A 16,182-nucleotide genomic window follows, 5' to 3' on the forward strand; every position below is an offset into this window, starting at 1 on the left:
CGCGGATGGCGATCATGAGTGCACTTCCCGACCCCCCAGCCGGGCCGGGTCCCAATGCGGTGCTGCCCGAGTCCACCTTCACCCCCGAGCCTGCGTCAGTCGAGCAGATTGAGCAGGTGCGCTCGGCGAAGCAGGATGCCTGGCGCACCGAACCCTTGGCCCGCAAGGTGGCCTACGCCAGGCGTCAGGGCGCGCCGGTGCCCAACAACGCTCCCCCGACGGTGGTCGACGAGACGCTGGAGCGGATCTTCAAGAACGCCGACTTCCTTCCCGGATGGTGGTTGACCACGGGCGCCAAGCGCGCCGACGCGGTCGCCAAGCTCACTACAGCCGTCGAGATGGGCACCGGTTTCCTCGTCTCACCGTGGCTGCTGATGACCAACCACCACGTGCTCGACTCGGTCGAGACAGCCGCCGACACGATCGCGTGGTTCCGCTACGTCGAGGACGAGGACGGCGCGAGCCAGCCCACCAAGGTCGCGTTGCAACCCGAGAAGTGCTTCGTCACGAGCCCGGCGGACGACCTCGACTTCACCTTGGTGGCCGTAGCGCCGGTGGACGACAAGCCCCCGAGTGAGACGTTCGGCTACATCGCCCTGCACGGCGGCGTCGGGAAGATCGTCAAGGGTCAGTCGGTCAACGTGATCCAGCACCCCCAAGGGCGGCATCGCGAGGTCACCCTGCGCAACAACACGTTCAGCGGCCCGCTCGTCGACGCCCAGGGCGTGGAGAACCCCAAGTACCTGCTCTACGACGCCGACACCGAGCCGGGCTCGTCCGGGGCTCCCCTGCTCAGCGACACCTGGGAGCTCATCGGCCTCCACCACGCGAGCGAGCAGAAGCGCAACGCCCAGGGGCAGTTCGTCGACCTCGACGGCAATCTCGCCGACGCGAACACCCCTGAGAGCAAACGGATCTGGATCGCCAACAGCGGCATCCGGATCTCCGCGATCGTCAAGGACCTGACATCACGAACCATCGACGCGAGCAACGGCACGGAAGCACCAGACATGGTGAGCCACCTGCTCGGACTGGGAGGAAACTTATGAGCACCGCACTGCTGCTGGTCCACGGACGAAGCCAACAGATGCCGGCTGGGCTGGTTCGCACGGACTCCTCCGTCGCGGACTTCGTCGCGGCCAAGCGGCGGGAGTGGCTCGCGGGCCTCGCCAAGGGGATGACCCTCGCCGGTCGCCCCGGCGTGACTCCCGACGCGGTCTACTTTCCCTACTACGGCAACGTGCTGGCCGACGCGATCGCCAAGCACGTCAAGGCGGGTGGCCGCACTCCGGAGCTCGAGGGAACGTCGATCGAGGCGCTGGCCGCCACGACATCCGACGACATGGTGCTCGACGCAGCCGCCGAGCTCGGGTTCGTCGCCTCGCGCCGGCTCGAGCAGAGCGAGCCCGAGCTCGCGGCCGCAGCACGCGACGTCGAGAAGTCCCGCGCCGCCGGCGAAGAAGCCTCGTGGGGCGACCTGCTCAAGCCCAAGGTGGTCCGGGAGGCACTGCGGTTCCTCAGCGACAAGACGGGAGCACCGCAGCTCATCATCACCCAGTTCCTCAGCGACGTGGCCTACTACCTCGAGGACGACGCCATGCGCGACGAGGTGCAGGCCGTCGTCACCACCTCACTCGCCAAGATCACCGACGACGGCCACAGCGACGTGGTCGTCGTCGGGCACAGCCTCGGCAGCTGCGTCGCCTACGACGCGCTGCAGCGCTACGCCGGCTCCGCCCGGGTACGCCTGTTCGTGACGGCAGGCTGCCCCGACGGGTATCCCGCCGTGAAGCGCAACCTCTGGGGCGGCCCGGAAGGGGCGGCCGAACGCGGCATACCGTCCGTCATCAACCCGGTGAGCGGCACCCTCCGCTGGCTCAACGTCTACGACGAGCACGACGTCGTCGCACTGGTCCACCCACTCACCCCTCTGTTCGCGGCGGGCAGTGACGCGATGCGCGACGAGCGCACCCAGAACCCGTCGGACCCCCACTCGATCCAGGACTACCTGTCCGATCCGGACGTCGCCGGCCCCATCGCCGACGCCCTGGCCTGAGGCAAAGGACGATGAGATGACCATCACCGACCCGGAGAGCACCAACTCGCTCGGCGAGGTCGAAGCCGAACCGCAGCAGACCGACAACGGCCCCAAGGAGGGTGACGCCGACGTCGACCAGGAGTCGGTGGAGCTGCCGTCGGGCGGCGAACACGAGGGCGCGGGACTCGCGTCCGCCGTCCTCGCTGCCGCCTTGAAGCACCGCGGCACCATCGAGTCCCCACCCGGCAGCAACCGCACCCCGTTCGGCGCGGACTACGGCTGGAACGGCGTCGCCTGGTGCAACATCTTCGTCTCCCGCATGGGCTTCGAGGTGGCTGGGGACTACGACCTGCTCGGCAAGTTCGCCGGCACCATCGCCTGCGCGCAGTGGTGGCAGAAGCAGGGGCGGTTCGGCGCCGAGCCCCGTCCCGGTGCCACCGTGTTCTTCGACTGGAAGGGCGGCCGGAGCATCGCGGCGATCGACCACATCGGCCTGGTGATCGACGACCTCGGCAACGGCCGGGTGCGCACGATCGAGGGGAACGCCGCGATCAAGGGCAAGACCGACGGCGTGTGGGTGCACGACCGGTCGACCGCTTTCATCGTCGGCTACGGCTACCCGAGCTACGCCGGCAGCGTGGCCAAGGCCGCAGCCCATACCGCGGCCCAGCCTGTCGCCCTCGCCGCGAAAGGTGTTGCGGTGCCGGCGTTCCCGGGCCTGATGGTGAAGGGAAAGACCGGCGCCGGGGTGCGCGCCGTGCAGCAGCGGCTCAAGGCGCGGGGCTGGAAGATCACGGTCGACGGGGAGTTCGGGCCCAAGACCGACCACATCGTGCGCGCCTTCCAGAAGGACAAGGGGTTGACCGTCGACGGCGAGGTGGGTCCGCGCACGTGGAGCGCCCTGTGGACCACGGCTATCACCTGAGCCTCCCGGACGAGCCAGGGAGACGTCGACCGGACGGGTCGCCCAGCGCGGCATGGCCCGCTCCCCTGCTCGGGCTCGGCTTCCTCGGGGTCATCGCAGCGGGGATCGCGCTGCTCAGCATCGGGGAGCGCTCGTCTGCGGACGGCAGCGGGGAGTTCGTCACGACGGTGACCTGGGTCGCGTGGAAGTTCGTGGCCTCCTTGTCGATCGCGATGTTCGGCTTGCTGTTCGTCCAGGGCGTGCGGCTGCTGCGCAACCCCACCCAGTGGGGCCTGCCGGCGACATCCCCGCGCACCCATCCATATGTCGTGGTGGCTGCGGTGTCGGCGTCGCTGCTCGCGATAGTGCAGTGGAAGTTCGGCCAAGCTGTTCCAGTGCCCGTCGGCGAGATGGGCTGGCGCTCCCGCGCCGTCCTGTATGCCGGCCTGCTGGGGTCCGTCCCGTGGCTCACCATCGTGTGGCTCGCCTACGACACGTGCAGGGCGTTGGACCGGGTCGAGGCCGGTCAGATCGGGGCCCACGCACACGCGCAGGCGCTGGCCCACCACCTGGATCGGCTGGTCGACCTGTGGCGCCTCCTGCTGGCCACTGCCGGAGCCTTCGCCACCGGCGTCGTCGCGGCCATCGTGACCGCGGGAGCCCTGCGGTCTGCTGCCGTCGTCGCCCACGACCAGTGCCTCGCCCGTCAGCCCGCACCCGCGTCGGGCGCGGCTGGGGTGGCCTGCGCCGAGGCCTTCCCCGCGTCGAACGTGCTGCTCTACGGTGCGGTGTTCGCCTTCCTGCTCAGCGTGATGGCGGCGCCGCTCGGGGCGGCGTGGCGCGCCCGGGCCATGGAGTTCGTCGACGACTGCCATCCGTTGCCGGAGAACGGACGCCCGACCGCGGAGTGGATCGAGGGCCGGGACCGGCTCTCATCAGTGCTGCACCTCGACCAGTCGATCGTCCGTAACCCGTTGACTGCGCTGAGCGTGTTCGTCCCGCTGCTGGCAAGCCTGCTGGCGCAGTTCGTGCCTCAGCTCGGAGGTGACTGAGATGGAAACCCGCTGGCACCGACCACTACGGACGTTCCTCGCCGTGCTCCTGGCTCTCTCCCTGGCCGCCTGCGCCGGACCCGGCGGCGGTGGCGGGTCCGGCAGCTCGACCTCGGACCAGTCGTCGTCCGAGCCGGCCCCCGAGCCGGAACCCACCGCCGAGGGCACCGACCCCACCACTGCGGCCTCGTCCAGCAGCAACGGCAACCCTTCGATCTCGGTCGCCCGGCTGCCTGTCGGCGGGGGGTCCGAGCTGCGTGAGGACGATCCCACGCTGCAGTGCGCCGAGGTGTCCTGGATCGTCGACAACAACGGGGAGATCCCGCGCGGCCTGGCGGTCGAGATCACGGCGCCGCTGTTCACCCCGAAGGTCTTCCAGGTGGTGCGTGGTGGCTGCGGTACCTCGCAGCCGAACTGTGTCGGGTACATCTTCCGGTCGGCTGCCCAGCGCTGCGACCTGCTCGTCCGGCTCGTCGGCACCATTCCCGAGAACACCAGCCCGTCGGTGGGCTTCGCCGGCCTCGTCTACTGCCCGCACAACGACTCGACCACCTGCCGACGATTCGTGGCGGCGATGGGCCACCAGCAGCAGATCTCCGTCCAGCTCACGGTGCCGCCCCTGCCCGAGCCCGGAACGACCTGACGATGAGCCCTGACCCCAGCTCGGACACCGGCGCCGAGCCGAGCCCAGACCCGAGCACAGGGCCGAGCACGGGGCCGAGCACGGGGCCGAGCACGGGGCCGAACCCCGAGCCGAGCCAACCTTCCAGCGGCCTGTCGTGGGACCGGGTCTACAGCTTCGCCGGCAACATCGTCGCCCCGGCCACCGCACTCAGCACCCTGCTGTTCTACTTCGGCTACGTCTCGACCCGGGCGCAGTACCTGTACTTCGGGCTCGACGTGGACACCATCGGGCTGTCCACCCAGGCGTTCGTCATGCGTAGCCCGCAGCCCTTGCTCGTGCCCCTTCTCGTCCTCTTCCTCCTGGTGGCGGGTGGCATCGCGGTCAGCCGCTGGCTGGGACCACGACTGACCGGACACACGGGTGCGGCTCTCGTGCTGGGAACGACGATCGTCGGAGTAGGTCTCCTGGTGCTGTTCGCCTACCCGGCCATCGGACGGTGGACCTACTACCCGCTCGTCACGCCCGTCCTGCTCGCGCTGGGAGCCGGCATCACGGCATACGTGATGGGGGTGCGGCGCGGACCGGTCCGGTTGCGAGTCGCGCTGTGGCTCACGGTCGCCGCCGCGGTCTTCTGGACCAACGCGACCCTCGCGCAGTGGTCAGGAGCGGGGCTGGGCCAGGAGCAGGCCAGCCGGCTCAACGAGCTGCCCCGCGTCGTACTCGACACCCGCGAACGGCTCTACCTGCGCAACGCCGACGTGTCCGAAGCAGTCCTGCAGCCGGAGGAGGGACAGACGTTCCGCTACCGGTACCGCGGCCTGCGGCTGCTGGTCCAGAACGGCGACAAGATGTTCCTCGTGCCATGCACCGAGAGGGTGGACCCCTGTCCCTACCACCCGGGAAGCGCGACCCTCGTCGTGCGCTTCTCGGACAGCACCCGCGTCCAGTTCCTCTCCCCGTAGCCCGCAGCCGAACAGCTGGACGGACGTCGGAGGGCCAGCCGTCAGCCCCGGTTGCGTGGGTGCTCGCGCGCCTGGCGTTCGTTGCCCCGCCGGTAGTTGCCCGTCACCCGGGCCATCAGCTCCTGCGGGTCGCCGCGTTCGACGTCCTCGAGGAACTCCCGGGCGCGCGCACCTCGAAGGACCGTGGCGCGGCGACCGTGGTGCAGCACCACGACCTCCCTGCCACGCTCCCCGAACTCGAAGCCTTCCGGTCGCCCTGGCACCGCCCGAGCGTATGCCGTGCCGCTACCGGTGTGCCGCGGGATTTCCGCGCCTAGATTGGGCCCCATGAACGCACTGGACCGATTCTCCCTGGTTGACCGGGTCGCCGTCGTCACCGGCGGGACCCGCGGGCTCGGCGCCGGGTTCGCCCGAGCCCTGGGTGACGCCGGAGCTGCTGTGGTGCTGGTCGGACGGGACTCCGAGGCGGCCGACGGCGTCCTGGACTCGTTGCGGAGCAACGACATCCGGGCCGACTTCGTCAGAGCCGACGTCACGGTCGCAGCGGACGTGGAGCAGGTGCTCGAGGCCACCCTGTCGCTGCACGGGCGGGTCGACGTGCTCATCAACAACGCCGGCGCCTGCGTGCACGCCCCCGCACTCGACGTGACCCCAGAGGACTGGCGTGCCGTCATGGACGTCAACCTGGACGCGGTCTGGACCTGCTCGCAGACCTTCGGCCGGCAGTTCGTGTCGCAAGGTTCGGGCTCGATCGTCAACATCGGGTCGATGTCGGGGTTCATCGTCAACCGGCCGCAGTGGCAGCCGGCCTACAACGCCTCCAAAGCGGCGGTGCACCACCTGACCAGGAGCCTGGCCGCCGAGTGGGCCCCGCACGGCGTCCGCGTCAACGCGCTGGCACCCGGCTACATCAAGACGGACATGTCCCCCGTCGACGACCCGCAGTTCCGCCAGCACTGGATCGAGGACGCCCCCATGCAGCGCTACGGCGCCGTCGAGGAGCTCGCACCGGCGGTCGTCTTCCTGGCCAGCGACGCGTCCTCGTTCGTCACCGGATCCGTGCTGGTGGCGGACGGCGGCTACACCGCGTTCTGACGCAGTCCCCGCCGGCAGGGGCCGGCGGGGACTGCGTCAGGGTTACTGCGGGTGGTCAGGCGATGGCCGGACTGGGGACGGCGCGGCGCTGGCCCACGATGACCTCTTCCTCGGCCGGCACCCGGCGGAGGTGCAGGAAGCCGAGCAGTGCGAGCCCGAGCATCGCGGCGGCTCCGGCGAAGGCGGCCCAGGCGGCATACATCGCGATCGTGCCCATGGTGCCGAAGGCGTAGGCGTTCAGCAGGAGGCCGCGGAGGGTCTCACCCTTGAAGGCGAGCTCGACCAGGCCCTGGGCCTTGGCGTCGTTCGGGTTCGCCCGGGCTGCCGCACTGAGCTCCGAGTACGTCTTGCCCCCGGTCGACTCGTCCAGGTGAACCTTGATGTAGTGGTCCGCCCAGGCCTTGGCCTGCGCGCCGGTGGTCAGCTGCTGGCCTGCGTACTGCTCGAGGTAGGGCTTGACCAGGGGGTCGTTCAGCTGCTCGGACCCCGCCTTCGGGAAGTAGATCCGCTGGGCGACCAGCTGGGTGTGGACGTTGTCGGCCACGAAGCTGCTGGCCCAGGTCATGAGTCCGCCTGCGACCAACAGGACGGTGGCGACGATAAGACCACCGGTGGTGAGCAGGGCGTCGAGTGTGCGTCGTCGCATAGCGGGTGATGCCTCCTTCGGGTGACAAGCACCCGTTCGTAAGTCGTTCTGACACAATCAGTTTCGCGTGGCTGAGGCCGTGCGATCAGGGCCGAAGGTCCCGACTTCGGGAGCAGTTGTGCACCGCTCAGGTCGAGGGCGCCACACGGTGGCCACCGTGCACGGCGAACCGCCGTCCGGAGACCGAGTCGGGGTGCACCCTCATGACACGGGGCTTGGGTCCCTCGTGCCACGGGAAGAGGGGCAGCCGCAGCGCCGCGATGGCGTCGTCGAGCTCGTAGACCTCGTGGGCCACCCCACGCACCACGACGCTCCATGCGGTCGCATCAGCCGTGTCGTAGCCGTCCACCTCGACAGCGACGAAGGCGCCGTCCGCGGACCTGAACAGGGTGCCGGAGCCGGTCCGGAACACCAGGGTGCCGTGGTCGACGGCGAAGTTGACCGGGAAGACGTCCGGTCGGCGGTCGTGGACCACGGCCACCCGCGCGACTGCCGTCGAGCGGAGCATGGTCCAGCACTGTGCGGCGCTCAGTTCCTGGGTCGTTGCCTGGTCTTTCGCGTGGGTGTCCATGAGGCCACCATCGCCCCTCGTCGACCCCGCGTTCAGGGTCCAAGGTCCCGACATCCGCGCCCGTCCCGGTCCCGCCGATTGCGATGCCGCGTGTTGGCTCTAGATTGGCGAGTAGCCCGTTACACCCCCTGCGAAGGAGAAGACATGGCCACCACCCGCACCGCCGCTGCCCACTGGGAGGGTTCCCTCATGGAGGGATCCGGACAGGTCGAGCTCCAGTCGTCCGGGATAGGGACGTACCCCGTGTCGTGGCCGTCCCGCGCTGAGGCCGCGAACGGCAAGACGAGCCCCGAGGAGCTCATCGCCGCCGCGCACTCGACCTGCTTCTCGATGGCCCTCTCGCACGGGCTGGCCCAGGCCGGCACGCCGCCCACGACCATCGACACCACCGCGAACGTCACCTTCCAGCCCGGCACCGGCATCACCGGCATCGTCCTGTCGGTCGTCGGCAACGTCCCCGGCATCACCGCCGAGCAGTTCGAGGAGGCGGCGCAGGCTGCCAAGGCGGGTTGCCCCGTGAGCCAGGCGCTGGCCGCGGTCCCGATCACGCTGGAGACGAGCTTCACCGGCTGAGGCCGGACGCTCGACCAGCACACGGTCGGACCACAGCGATGATGGGCACCTGGTGGGTGTCCGACGCCGGGCTCGAGGAGCACGACGTCGCGCAGCTCGACGCCCTGCTGCAGCGGGACAGCGGCTTCGTGTGGGTGGACATCCCCGAGTTCGACGAGGCCGCCGAGGCGGTCCTTCGGGACCGGTTCCATGCACACCCGATGGTCGTGAAGGCCTGTCGGGAAAGGAACTTCGTCCCCTCCGTGCACGGCTACGAGGACCACACCTTCGTGATCGTGCACACCCCGCTGGCCGGTGAGGGTGGGCACGTCCACATGCTCGAGCTCGACCAGCTCGTCGGCACCCGCTACCTCGTGACGGTGCACGGCCCGCGCAACCCCGCCGTGTCCTTGGTGGATGCCACCGAGGAGACCCGGACCGTCCGCGAACGGATCGAGGCAGGACGGTTCCACCCGCGCAGCCCCAGCGAGCTCTCCTACGCCATCGGATCGGCGGTCGCCCGCCGGCAGAGCGCCGCGGTGAAGTCCGTGGCCAGCCGGCTCCCGGCTCTGGAGATGCGGGTGATGGGCTCGGACTTCCACCAGCCCGAGGAGCTGCTCGAAGAGCTCTTCCTGCTGCGCCACGAGCTACTCATCTCCCGCACCCAGGCCGGTCAGGCGCACGAGATCTACGGCCGCCTCGCGTCATTGGAGCGGTTCGCCAGCGAGGAGTCGCAACGGCATGCGCGCGACCTGTCCGAGCAGTTCGACCGGGTCCGCAGCCTGGCCGACGGCGAGAGCCATTTTCTTTTCGGCGTGATCGAGCTCTACCAGACCCGGGTCACCACGAAGATGACGGTGGCCATGGAGCGGCTGGCCGTCATCGCCGCCATCACCCTGCCCGTCACCGCAATCGCGTCGATCTACGGCATGAACGTCATCGTGAACACCCAGACCCACTGGGTGCAGCTGACCGTCGTGCTCGTCGTGATGGCCTCGATCAGCCTGTGGCTGCTGCGCTGGGCCCGCCGCCAGGGCTGGTGGTGAGCCAGCCCCGGCGGCGCACCCTGGAACCGGCCGCCCCTAGAACTTCTCGTCCCTAGAACTCCTCGTTGAAGGCCACCGAGCCGGTCACGCCGACCTGGTAGGCGGAGACGCGACGCTCGAAGAAGTTCGACAGCTCCTGGACGTCCTGCAGCTCCATGAACGCCAGTGGGTTCTTCGAGCCGTACTCCGGTTCGAGCCCAAGCTGCTCGAGTCGACGGTCCGCAACCGACTCTAGGTAGGTGCGCATGTCGGTGGTGGACAAGCCGGCCACCCCTCCTCCGAGCAGGTCCTCGGCGAACTGGGCCTCGGCGTCCACGGCGTCGCGCATCATGGCGCGCACCTGGGCAGCCAGGTCGTCGTCGAACAGGTCGGGCTCCTCGCGGCGCACGGTCTCGACGACCTCGAAGGCGAAGGCCATGTGCATCGACTCGTCACGGAACACCCAGTTGGTGCCGCTCGCGAGCCCGTTGAGCAGACCGCGCGACCGCAGGAAGTAGACGTAGGCGAAGGCACCGTAGAAGAAGAGGCCCTCGATGCACGCCGCGAAACAGATGACGTTGAGCAGGAACGCCCTCCGATGCTCCCTGGTCTCGAGCTTGTCGAGGTCGAAGACCGAGTCGATCCACCTGAAGCAGAAGTCGGCCTTGGTCTTGATCGACGGGATGTTGTCGACTGCCGCGAAGGCCTCGTGGCGCTGCTGCTCGTCGGGGACGTAGGTGTCGAGCAGGGTGAGGTAGAACTGCACGTGCACGGCCTCCTCGAACAGCTGACGACTCAGGTACAGCCGCCCCTCAGGGGAGTTGATGTGCTGGTAGAGGTTGAGCACCAGGTTGTTGGCCACGATCGTGTCGCCGGTGGCGAAGAAGGCGACCAGCCGGCCCACGAGGTGCCGCTCGGCGTCGGTCAGCCGCTGCAGGTCCTTGAGGTCGGTGTGCAGGTCGACCTCCTCGACGGTCCAGGTGTTCTTGATGGCGTCGCGGTAGCGCTCGTAGAAGTGCGGGTAGCGCATCGGCCGCAGCGTCAGGTTCATGCCCGGGTCGAGGAGCATCTTGGTGTCCGCGGGGGCTGTGGTGGTGGTGGTCGCAGTGGTGGTCATTCGCAGGCCTCGCAGGTCTCGGGGTTCTCGAGGGAGCAGGCGATGGCTGCCTCGTCGGTCACGATGATGGGTGTCGTCGGTGCAGTCACCGCGGTGGTGGCCTGCTGGATCCGGGTCGCCGGGCGGGACCGCAGGTAGTAGGTCGTCTTGAGCCCGGCCTTCCACGCATAGAGGTACATCGAGCTGAGCTTCCCGATCGTCGGCGAGGCGAGGAAGAGGTTGAGCGACTGGCTCTGGTCGATGAAGGGCTGACGAGCAGCGGCGATGTCGATGAGCGCCTTCTGCGGCAGCTCCCACGCCGTGCGGAACAGCAGCCGGACGTCATCAGGGATCGACGTGATCCCTTGCACCGAGCCGTCGCTGCGCTTGATCGCCTCGCGCACCTCCGGGGTCCACAGGCCACGCGCCTTGAGCTCGCGCACGAGCGCGGTGTTGACCTGGAGGAACTCCCCCGAGAGGGTCTCGCGCTTGAACAGGTTGGAGACCTGCGGCTCGATGCACTCGTAGGCGCCGGCAATCGAGGCGATCGTCGCGGTCGGCGCGATCGCGATGAGCAGCGAGTTGCGGAGCCCGTTCTCCTTGATCGCCTTCCGCACCGCATCCCACCGCTCGGTCTGGGTCGGGGTGACGCCCCAGAGGTCGGGCTGGAGGTCTCCTCGCGCTGCGCGCGTCTGCTCGTATGCCGGGTGCGCACCGTGGTCGGCGGCGAGCTGGGTCGAGCGCTCGAGCGCGGAGAGGTAGACCTCCTCGGCGATCCGGGTCGACAGCTCCTGGGCCTCCACCGAGTCGAACGGCAGGCGCAACGCGAACATCACGTCCTGCAGGCCCATCACGCCGAGGCCGACCGGACGCCACTTCGGGTTGCTGGCCGCCGACTCCGCGCTCGGGTAGTAGTTGATGTCGATGACGCGGTCCAGGTAGGTGACCGCCGTCCGCACGGTCGCCCGCACCTTGTCCCAGTCCATCGCGTCGCGACCCGGGGTCAGGTGCTGCGCGAGGTTGACCGAGCCCAGGTTGCACACGGCCGTCTCGTCGTTGCTCGAGACCTCGATGATCTCGGTGCACAGGTTGGACAGGTGGACGACCGGGGCGCCGGGCGCCTGCTCGTCGTTGGTCTGGTTGCAGGTCCGGTTGCTGGCGTCCTTGAACGTCATCCAGCCGTTGCCGGTCTGGGCCAGCGTGCGCATCATCTTGCCGTAGAGCTCACGGGCGCTGACCTGGCGCACGTACCGCCCGTCCCGCTCCGCCGCGGCATACACGGCCTCGAAGGCCGGCCCCCACAGGTCGGGGAGCTCGGGCACCTCGTTCGGGTCGATCAGGCTCCACTGCTCATCCGCCTCGACGCGCCGCATGAACTCGTCCGGGATCCAGTTGGCGAGGTTGAGGTTGTGGGCGCGACGGGCGTCCTCCCCCGTGTTGTCGCGCAGCTCGAGGAACTCCTCGATGTCGGGGTGCCACGGCTCGAGGTAGACACAGGCGGCGCCCTTGCGACGGCCCCCCTGGTTGACGGCCGAGACCGAGCTGTCGAGGGTGCGCAGCCACGGGACGATGCCGTTCGAGTGGCCGTTGGTGCCGCGGATGAGCGCACCACGGGACCGCACCCGCGACCACGAGATCCCAATGCCACCAGCGAACTTCGAGAGCTTGGCGACCTGGCTGTAGCGGTCGTAGATCGACTCCAGGTCGTCCTGGGGAGAGTCGACGAGGTAGCACGACGACATCTGCGTGTGTCGGGTGCCCGAGTTGAACAGTGTCGGTGAGCTGGGCAGGTAGGCCAGTGAGGCCATCAGCTGGTAGAACGCGATCGCCTCCTGCGGCGTGTGCGAGAGGCCGCAGGCGACCCGGAGCAGGAAGTACTGCGGCGACTCGATGACCTGCCGGGTGTCGGGGTGGCGCAACAGGTAGCGGTCATACACGGTCCGTAGGCCGAAGTACTCGAACCTGCGGTCGTTCGCGAGGTCGACGGCGTGGTCGAGCTTGCGGGCGTTCGCCTCCACGAACGCGGCCGTCTCGTCGCCGATCAGTCCTTCGAGGTGTCCGAGCCGGACGGCCTGGCTGAACGAGGCGATCTGCTGCCCGCGCACCTCCTTGTCGATGTAGTTCGAGAGCAGGCGCGCCGCGAGCCGGGAGTACTCCGGCTCGGCCGAGGTCATGTCGGCGGCGGTCTGGATGGACAGGCGGTCGAGCTCGGCGGTGGTGGCTCCGTCGTACAGGCCGCTGATGGTGCGGGTGGCGATCGCCATCGGGTCGACCTCGGCGAGATCGTCGCACCACCGCTCGACGGCGCGGACGATCTTCATGACGTCGACGGGTTCGGCGTCCCCGTTGCGCTTGCGCACGGCCATGGAGGTGCGGCGCGCTGCTGGTGGGCCCACGGCGTCCTGGGGCTCGACGACGTCGATGCTGGTGTCGGTCATTGCTCTCTCCTCGCGAGCGATTCGGTGCCGTGGGCGCGAGGAGGAGACGACGACGCAGCCATGCCACCGCCGAGACGGTGCGCCTGGTGCTGCGTATGCCGTGTGACCCACCCGCGAGGCCACGACTCACCGCACACGGTGTGCACGGTCGCTGGCAGGTCTTCGGACTCGCGGACGTGTCGCTCCGGCCCCCGGTTCTGGTCGGGCGCCGACTCGGTTCCTACTGGCCGTCGCTTCCCACCCGCGCGTGCGAGCAGTGCTTGATGACGGCGGTCGTTTCCGCTTACCGCTGCGGGGCAGTCCCGGAATCGCACCGGGTTCCCTCTTGCCCCGAAGACCGATTGCGCGGCCTTCGGACCAGCAAGAGACACCATATGCGGGTGGTGGGTGCAAAGTCCGGCACCACATGTTGGGTCCGCGTGTCGCGTCCCTAGGATTGCCTCCATGCGCCGCATCGCCTCGTTCGTCGCAGGCGCAGCCCTAGTCTCCCTGACCCTGGTGGGATGCTCGGAGGCCGCCTCCCCCGCAGGTGACGCGACCCGCTCGGGTGACACCGCGGCCTACCCGAGGCTCACCCCGGCGTGCCCCCAGGTGACGTCCACGGGCAAGCCGCCGGTCGTCACGGTCGCCCAGCTCAACCGCATCGTGGCGGGGCTCGACCTGCCCCTGTGGCAGGCCGGTGACATCGGCGCCAGCGCCCGCCTGCCCGACGACCGGATCGTCTGGGTCTTCGGCGACACCGTTCGGCGGGACGGCATCACGCCACGGATCGTCGCGAACTCGATGCTCGTCACCAGTGGCCTGTGCACCTCCCAGGTCGAGGCTTCCACCCAGGGTCCGGTGATCCCCGACCGCGCCGACGGCGTCGTCCACTGGCCGATGTCGGTCGCCTCCCTGACGCGGCCCGAGGGCAACTTCCTGGTCGTCATCTCGGCGCGCATCCGGCGGGGAACAGCCGGCAGCTTCGACTTCACCTACCTCGGCAGCAGCGCAACGGTCTTCGAGATGCCGGCCGGCGGCGCTCCGCAGCTGCGGCACCAGCTCGACATCACGCCGGACACCACCGCGTCCGACCAGGTCAACTGGGGGTCGGCGATGACGGTGAGCGGTGACCGGCTCTACGTCTACGGCACCCGCCTGCCGAGTCCCGGCTCGTTCGGACGTGCCTTGTATGCCGCCCGGGCGCCCGTGGCGGACGCACGCGACCGCTCCACGTGGCAGTTCTGGGACGGCACGGCCTGGGTGTCGGAACCGGAGCGAGCCGCCGCGATCCTGGCCGCCCAGGGCGGGGTGTCCCAGACCTTGTCGGTCGACGCGGTCGACGGCCACTTCGTCATCGTCTCCAAGCGCGACGGCGACCTCGGCAACACCGTCTACGCGTGGTCGTCCGACTCGCCCGTCGGTCCGTGGACGGCGCAGCGCGGGACCAAGGCCGAGTTCCAGGACCCATCGGGACAGCTCAAGTACGCGCCGCTCGCCCACCCCGGTATCGAGCTGGCGGACGGACGGCTGCTGATCTCGATCTCGCGCAACACCACCGACTTCGGCCGCCTGCTTCGTGATCCGACGTTGGGGCGCCCCGTGTTCGCCGAGATCGACCGCCCCTGAGGACCTCCTGACCAGCCGACCGGGCAGGCAGAGCTGGACTGCCGGGCCTTGTCTGGGACCAATGGCCCTGTGCTGATGGATGCTGCCGGTGGAAGGTCGAGCTGAACCAGTCCTCACCACGGGAGTACCCAATGGACAGCACAGCCCGCGCCATCGTCGTCGGAATCGACCTGTCTGGAACCAGTGACCAGGCCCTCGACTGGGCTGCCACGGAGGCGGCCCGAGTCGGTCGACCGTTGACGGTCCTGCACGCCTACGAGCCGGCTGCCTATCCGGCTGTGCGCGCCGGCGTTCCGGGCGGCACCGTCGTCACCGACCTTGACGAGACCCTGAAGGACCTCGCCGTCCAGACCGTCTCCCATTGCGCAGACCGGTTGCGCCAGTCACACCCTGGTCTCGAGGTCCGTACCCTCACCACCCTCGGACCGGCCGGTGCCACCTTGGTCGACGCCTCCCGCGAGGCCGAGCTGGTCGTCGTTGGCGCCCACGGTCGAGGCGCGCTGAAAGGCCTGCTCTTCGGCTCCGTGTCGACCCATGTCTGCGCCCACTCCCACACACCCGTCATCGTGGTCCGCGAGGCCGCCTCCCGCTCGCTCACCGATGCCCGGGTAGTCGTCGGCGTGGACGGTTCCGAGACCTCGCAGGCGGCCCTCGCCTTCGCCTACGCCCAGGCTTCCTCCCGCGGACTGGGGCTGACGATCGTGCACACCTGGCAGCTCGACGGGGACGAGGTGTCCGTGGCCTGGGGTGTCGACTGGGAAGAGCTCGGCGAACAGGAGCGCTCGGTCGTGGCCGAGGCGGTTGCCGGGTTCGGTGAGCGTTACCCCGACGTCGACGTACGTCGGCACGTCACCCAGGCGGACGCTGTCGAGGAGCTGCGTCGACTGAGCGAGAACGCGTGCCTGCTGGTGGTCGGGACTCATGGTCGCGGCACGGTCTCCGGGTGGTTCAAGGGGTCGGTGTCGCAGCCGCTGCTTCGCGCGGCGCACTGTCCCGTGGCTGTGGTCCATCCGTCGGGTGTCAACCAGACTCGGGCCTCCGGGGGCCGCGCAGTCCACGCCTGAAGGCGGACGCCCCCGACACGCTGCTCGGGCCTTCGTGCAGCAGCGTCCTGCGGGGGGCACGGTCACCTACGCTGCGGGAATGGCGGTCAACCGAAGTCGCCGGGCCGTCGCCGCCCGCCGCCGCAAGCGACGGATGGACCGTGTCGAGCACGACCTCAGCGACGAGCAGTGGTCGGCGCTGAAGAAGGCGTGGGGCGGGTGCGCTTACTGCGGCGCGACCGACAAGCCGCTGCAACGGGACTGCGTGCTGGCCCTTTCTCGCGGCGGGCGCTACACACTCGACAACATCGCGCCCGCCTGCCCAGCGTGCAACGCCAGCAAGTGCAACGACGAGGTCACCGGCTGGCTGCGGCGCAAACGGCTGGACGAGCGTGCCTTCCTCGAGCGGCACGTCGAGATCAAGACAGCGCTCGCGGCGAGATTCGCTTCGGAAGCCGACCTCGAGCCGGCCCCGACCGAGGCCGTCGCTGTTCTCCCCCGACCCTGACCACGCGTGGTTGGCGAAC

General features: G+C 69.3%; 17 protein-coding genes and 1 riboswitch. Of the genes, 12 read left to right on the plus strand and 5 right to left on the minus strand.

Features of this window, described 5'->3' with window-relative positions; all coding sequences use genetic code 11:
* The first annotated feature begins 14 nt into the window (after positions 1-14).
* Genes EAH86_RS06820 through EAH86_RS06845 form a run of 6 tightly spaced genes read left to right on the plus strand, consistent with a single transcriptional unit; the run spans position 15 to position 5,581 of the window.
* A complete protein-coding gene (locus tag EAH86_RS06820) occupies positions 15-1,049 on the plus strand; it encodes a trypsin-like serine peptidase (protein ID WP_161988582.1) in 1,035 nt (344 codons plus the stop codon).
* Complete coding sequence (locus tag EAH86_RS06825) at positions 1,046-2,056, plus strand: alpha/beta fold hydrolase (RefSeq protein WP_140738055.1); 1,011 nt, start codon at positions 1,046-1,048, stop codon at positions 2,054-2,056. Before EAH86_RS06820 ends, EAH86_RS06825 begins: the two co-directional genes overlap by 4 nt.
* A gap of 16 nt (positions 2,057-2,072) precedes the next feature.
* The gene (locus EAH86_RS06830) at positions 2,073-2,963 is read left to right on the plus strand and encodes a peptidoglycan-binding protein (RefSeq protein WP_140738058.1); all 891 of its coding nucleotides are present in this window, start codon (positions 2,073-2,075) and stop codon (positions 2,961-2,963) included.
* Complete coding sequence (locus EAH86_RS06835; protein WP_140738061.1) at positions 2,942-3,994, plus strand: hypothetical protein; 1,053 nt, start codon at positions 2,942-2,944, stop codon at positions 3,992-3,994. Before EAH86_RS06830 ends, EAH86_RS06835 begins: the two co-directional genes overlap by 22 nt.
* A gap of 1 nt (position 3,995) precedes the next feature.
* Positions 3,996-4,637, plus strand: coding sequence for a hypothetical protein (locus EAH86_RS06840; RefSeq protein ID WP_140738064.1), 642 nt, complete (start codon positions 3,996-3,998; stop codon positions 4,635-4,637).
* 2 nt (positions 4,638-4,639) lie between these two features.
* Complete coding sequence (locus EAH86_RS06845) at positions 4,640-5,581, plus strand: hypothetical protein (RefSeq protein ID WP_206665758.1); 942 nt, start codon at positions 4,640-4,642, stop codon at positions 5,579-5,581.
* Positions 5,582-5,622: 41 nt separating this feature from the next.
* Here EAH86_RS06845 and EAH86_RS06850 read toward each other — a convergent pair whose 3' ends face one another.
* Positions 5,623-5,844, minus strand: coding sequence for a hypothetical protein (locus EAH86_RS06850; RefSeq protein WP_140738067.1), 222 nt, complete (start codon positions 5,842-5,844; stop codon positions 5,623-5,625).
* A gap of 64 nt (positions 5,845-5,908) precedes the next feature.
* On the opposite strand from EAH86_RS06850, the gene EAH86_RS06855 reads away from it, so the two are divergent.
* Positions 5,909-6,676, plus strand: coding sequence for an SDR family NAD(P)-dependent oxidoreductase (locus tag EAH86_RS06855; RefSeq protein WP_140738070.1), 768 nt, complete (start codon positions 5,909-5,911; stop codon positions 6,674-6,676).
* A gap of 55 nt (positions 6,677-6,731) precedes the next feature.
* On the opposite strand, the gene EAH86_RS06860 is transcribed toward EAH86_RS06855, so the two are convergent.
* Both EAH86_RS06860 and EAH86_RS06865 read right to left on the minus strand, forming a co-directional pair.
* A complete protein-coding gene (locus EAH86_RS06860; protein ID WP_140738073.1) occupies positions 6,732-7,322 on the minus strand; it encodes a hypothetical protein in 591 nt (196 codons plus the stop codon).
* Between the two features lie 127 nt (positions 7,323-7,449).
* Positions 7,450-7,893, minus strand: a complete 444-nt coding sequence (locus tag EAH86_RS06865; protein ID WP_140738076.1) for a pyridoxamine 5'-phosphate oxidase family protein — start codon at positions 7,891-7,893, stop codon at positions 7,450-7,452.
* A 144-nt stretch (positions 7,894-8,037) separates the two neighbouring features.
* Between EAH86_RS06865 and EAH86_RS06870 the strand changes: the two genes are divergently transcribed.
* Together EAH86_RS06870 and EAH86_RS06875 are read left to right on the plus strand one after the other, a co-directional pair.
* Positions 8,038-8,466, plus strand: a complete 429-nt coding sequence (locus tag EAH86_RS06870) for an OsmC family protein (RefSeq protein ID WP_140738079.1) — start codon at positions 8,038-8,040, stop codon at positions 8,464-8,466.
* 38 nt (positions 8,467-8,504) lie between these two features.
* Complete coding sequence (locus EAH86_RS06875; RefSeq protein WP_140738082.1) at positions 8,505-9,491, plus strand: CorA family divalent cation transporter; 987 nt, start codon at positions 8,505-8,507, stop codon at positions 9,489-9,491.
* A 52-nt stretch (positions 9,492-9,543) separates the two neighbouring features.
* Here the strand turns inward: EAH86_RS06875 and EAH86_RS06880 are convergent, their stop codons facing one another.
* Together EAH86_RS06880 and EAH86_RS06885 are read right to left on the minus strand one after the other, a co-directional pair.
* Positions 9,544-10,587 carry a ribonucleotide-diphosphate reductase subunit beta gene (locus EAH86_RS06880; RefSeq protein ID WP_194150748.1) on the minus strand — a complete coding sequence of 348 codons (1,044 nt, stop codon included), beginning with the start codon at positions 10,585-10,587 and terminating at the stop codon, positions 9,544-9,546.
* Positions 10,584-13,004, minus strand: a complete 2,421-nt coding sequence (locus EAH86_RS06885) for a ribonucleoside-diphosphate reductase subunit alpha (protein ID WP_140738085.1) — start codon at positions 13,002-13,004, stop codon at positions 10,584-10,586. The genes EAH86_RS06880 and EAH86_RS06885 overlap by 4 nt, the downstream gene beginning before the upstream one ends.
* Before the next feature lie 136 nt (positions 13,005-13,140).
* A riboswitch (cobalamin riboswitch) is annotated at positions 13,141-13,381 on the minus strand.
* A 67-nt stretch (positions 13,382-13,448) separates the two neighbouring features.
* Here EAH86_RS06885 and EAH86_RS06890 point away from each other — a divergent pair.
* The 3 genes from EAH86_RS06890 to EAH86_RS06900 all read left to right on the plus strand — a co-directional run bounded on the left by EAH86_RS06890 (position 13,449) and on the right by EAH86_RS06900 (position 16,163).
* Positions 13,449-14,612 carry a DUF4185 domain-containing protein gene (locus EAH86_RS06890; protein WP_140738088.1) on the plus strand — a complete coding sequence of 388 codons (1,164 nt, stop codon included), beginning with the start codon at positions 13,449-13,451 and terminating at the stop codon, positions 14,610-14,612.
* A 131-nt stretch (positions 14,613-14,743) separates the two neighbouring features.
* Positions 14,744-15,676, plus strand: a complete 933-nt coding sequence (locus EAH86_RS06895; protein WP_140738091.1) for a universal stress protein — start codon at positions 14,744-14,746, stop codon at positions 15,674-15,676.
* Between the two features lie 79 nt (positions 15,677-15,755).
* Complete coding sequence (locus EAH86_RS06900; protein WP_140738094.1) at positions 15,756-16,163, plus strand: HNH endonuclease; 408 nt, start codon at positions 15,756-15,758, stop codon at positions 16,161-16,163.
* Positions 16,164-16,182: the final 19 nt, after the last annotated feature.

The organism is Pedococcus bigeumensis (assembly GCF_006438965.1).
GTDB classification, from domain to species: domain Bacteria; phylum Actinomycetota; class Actinomycetes; order Actinomycetales; family Dermatophilaceae; genus Pedococcus; species Pedococcus bigeumensis_A.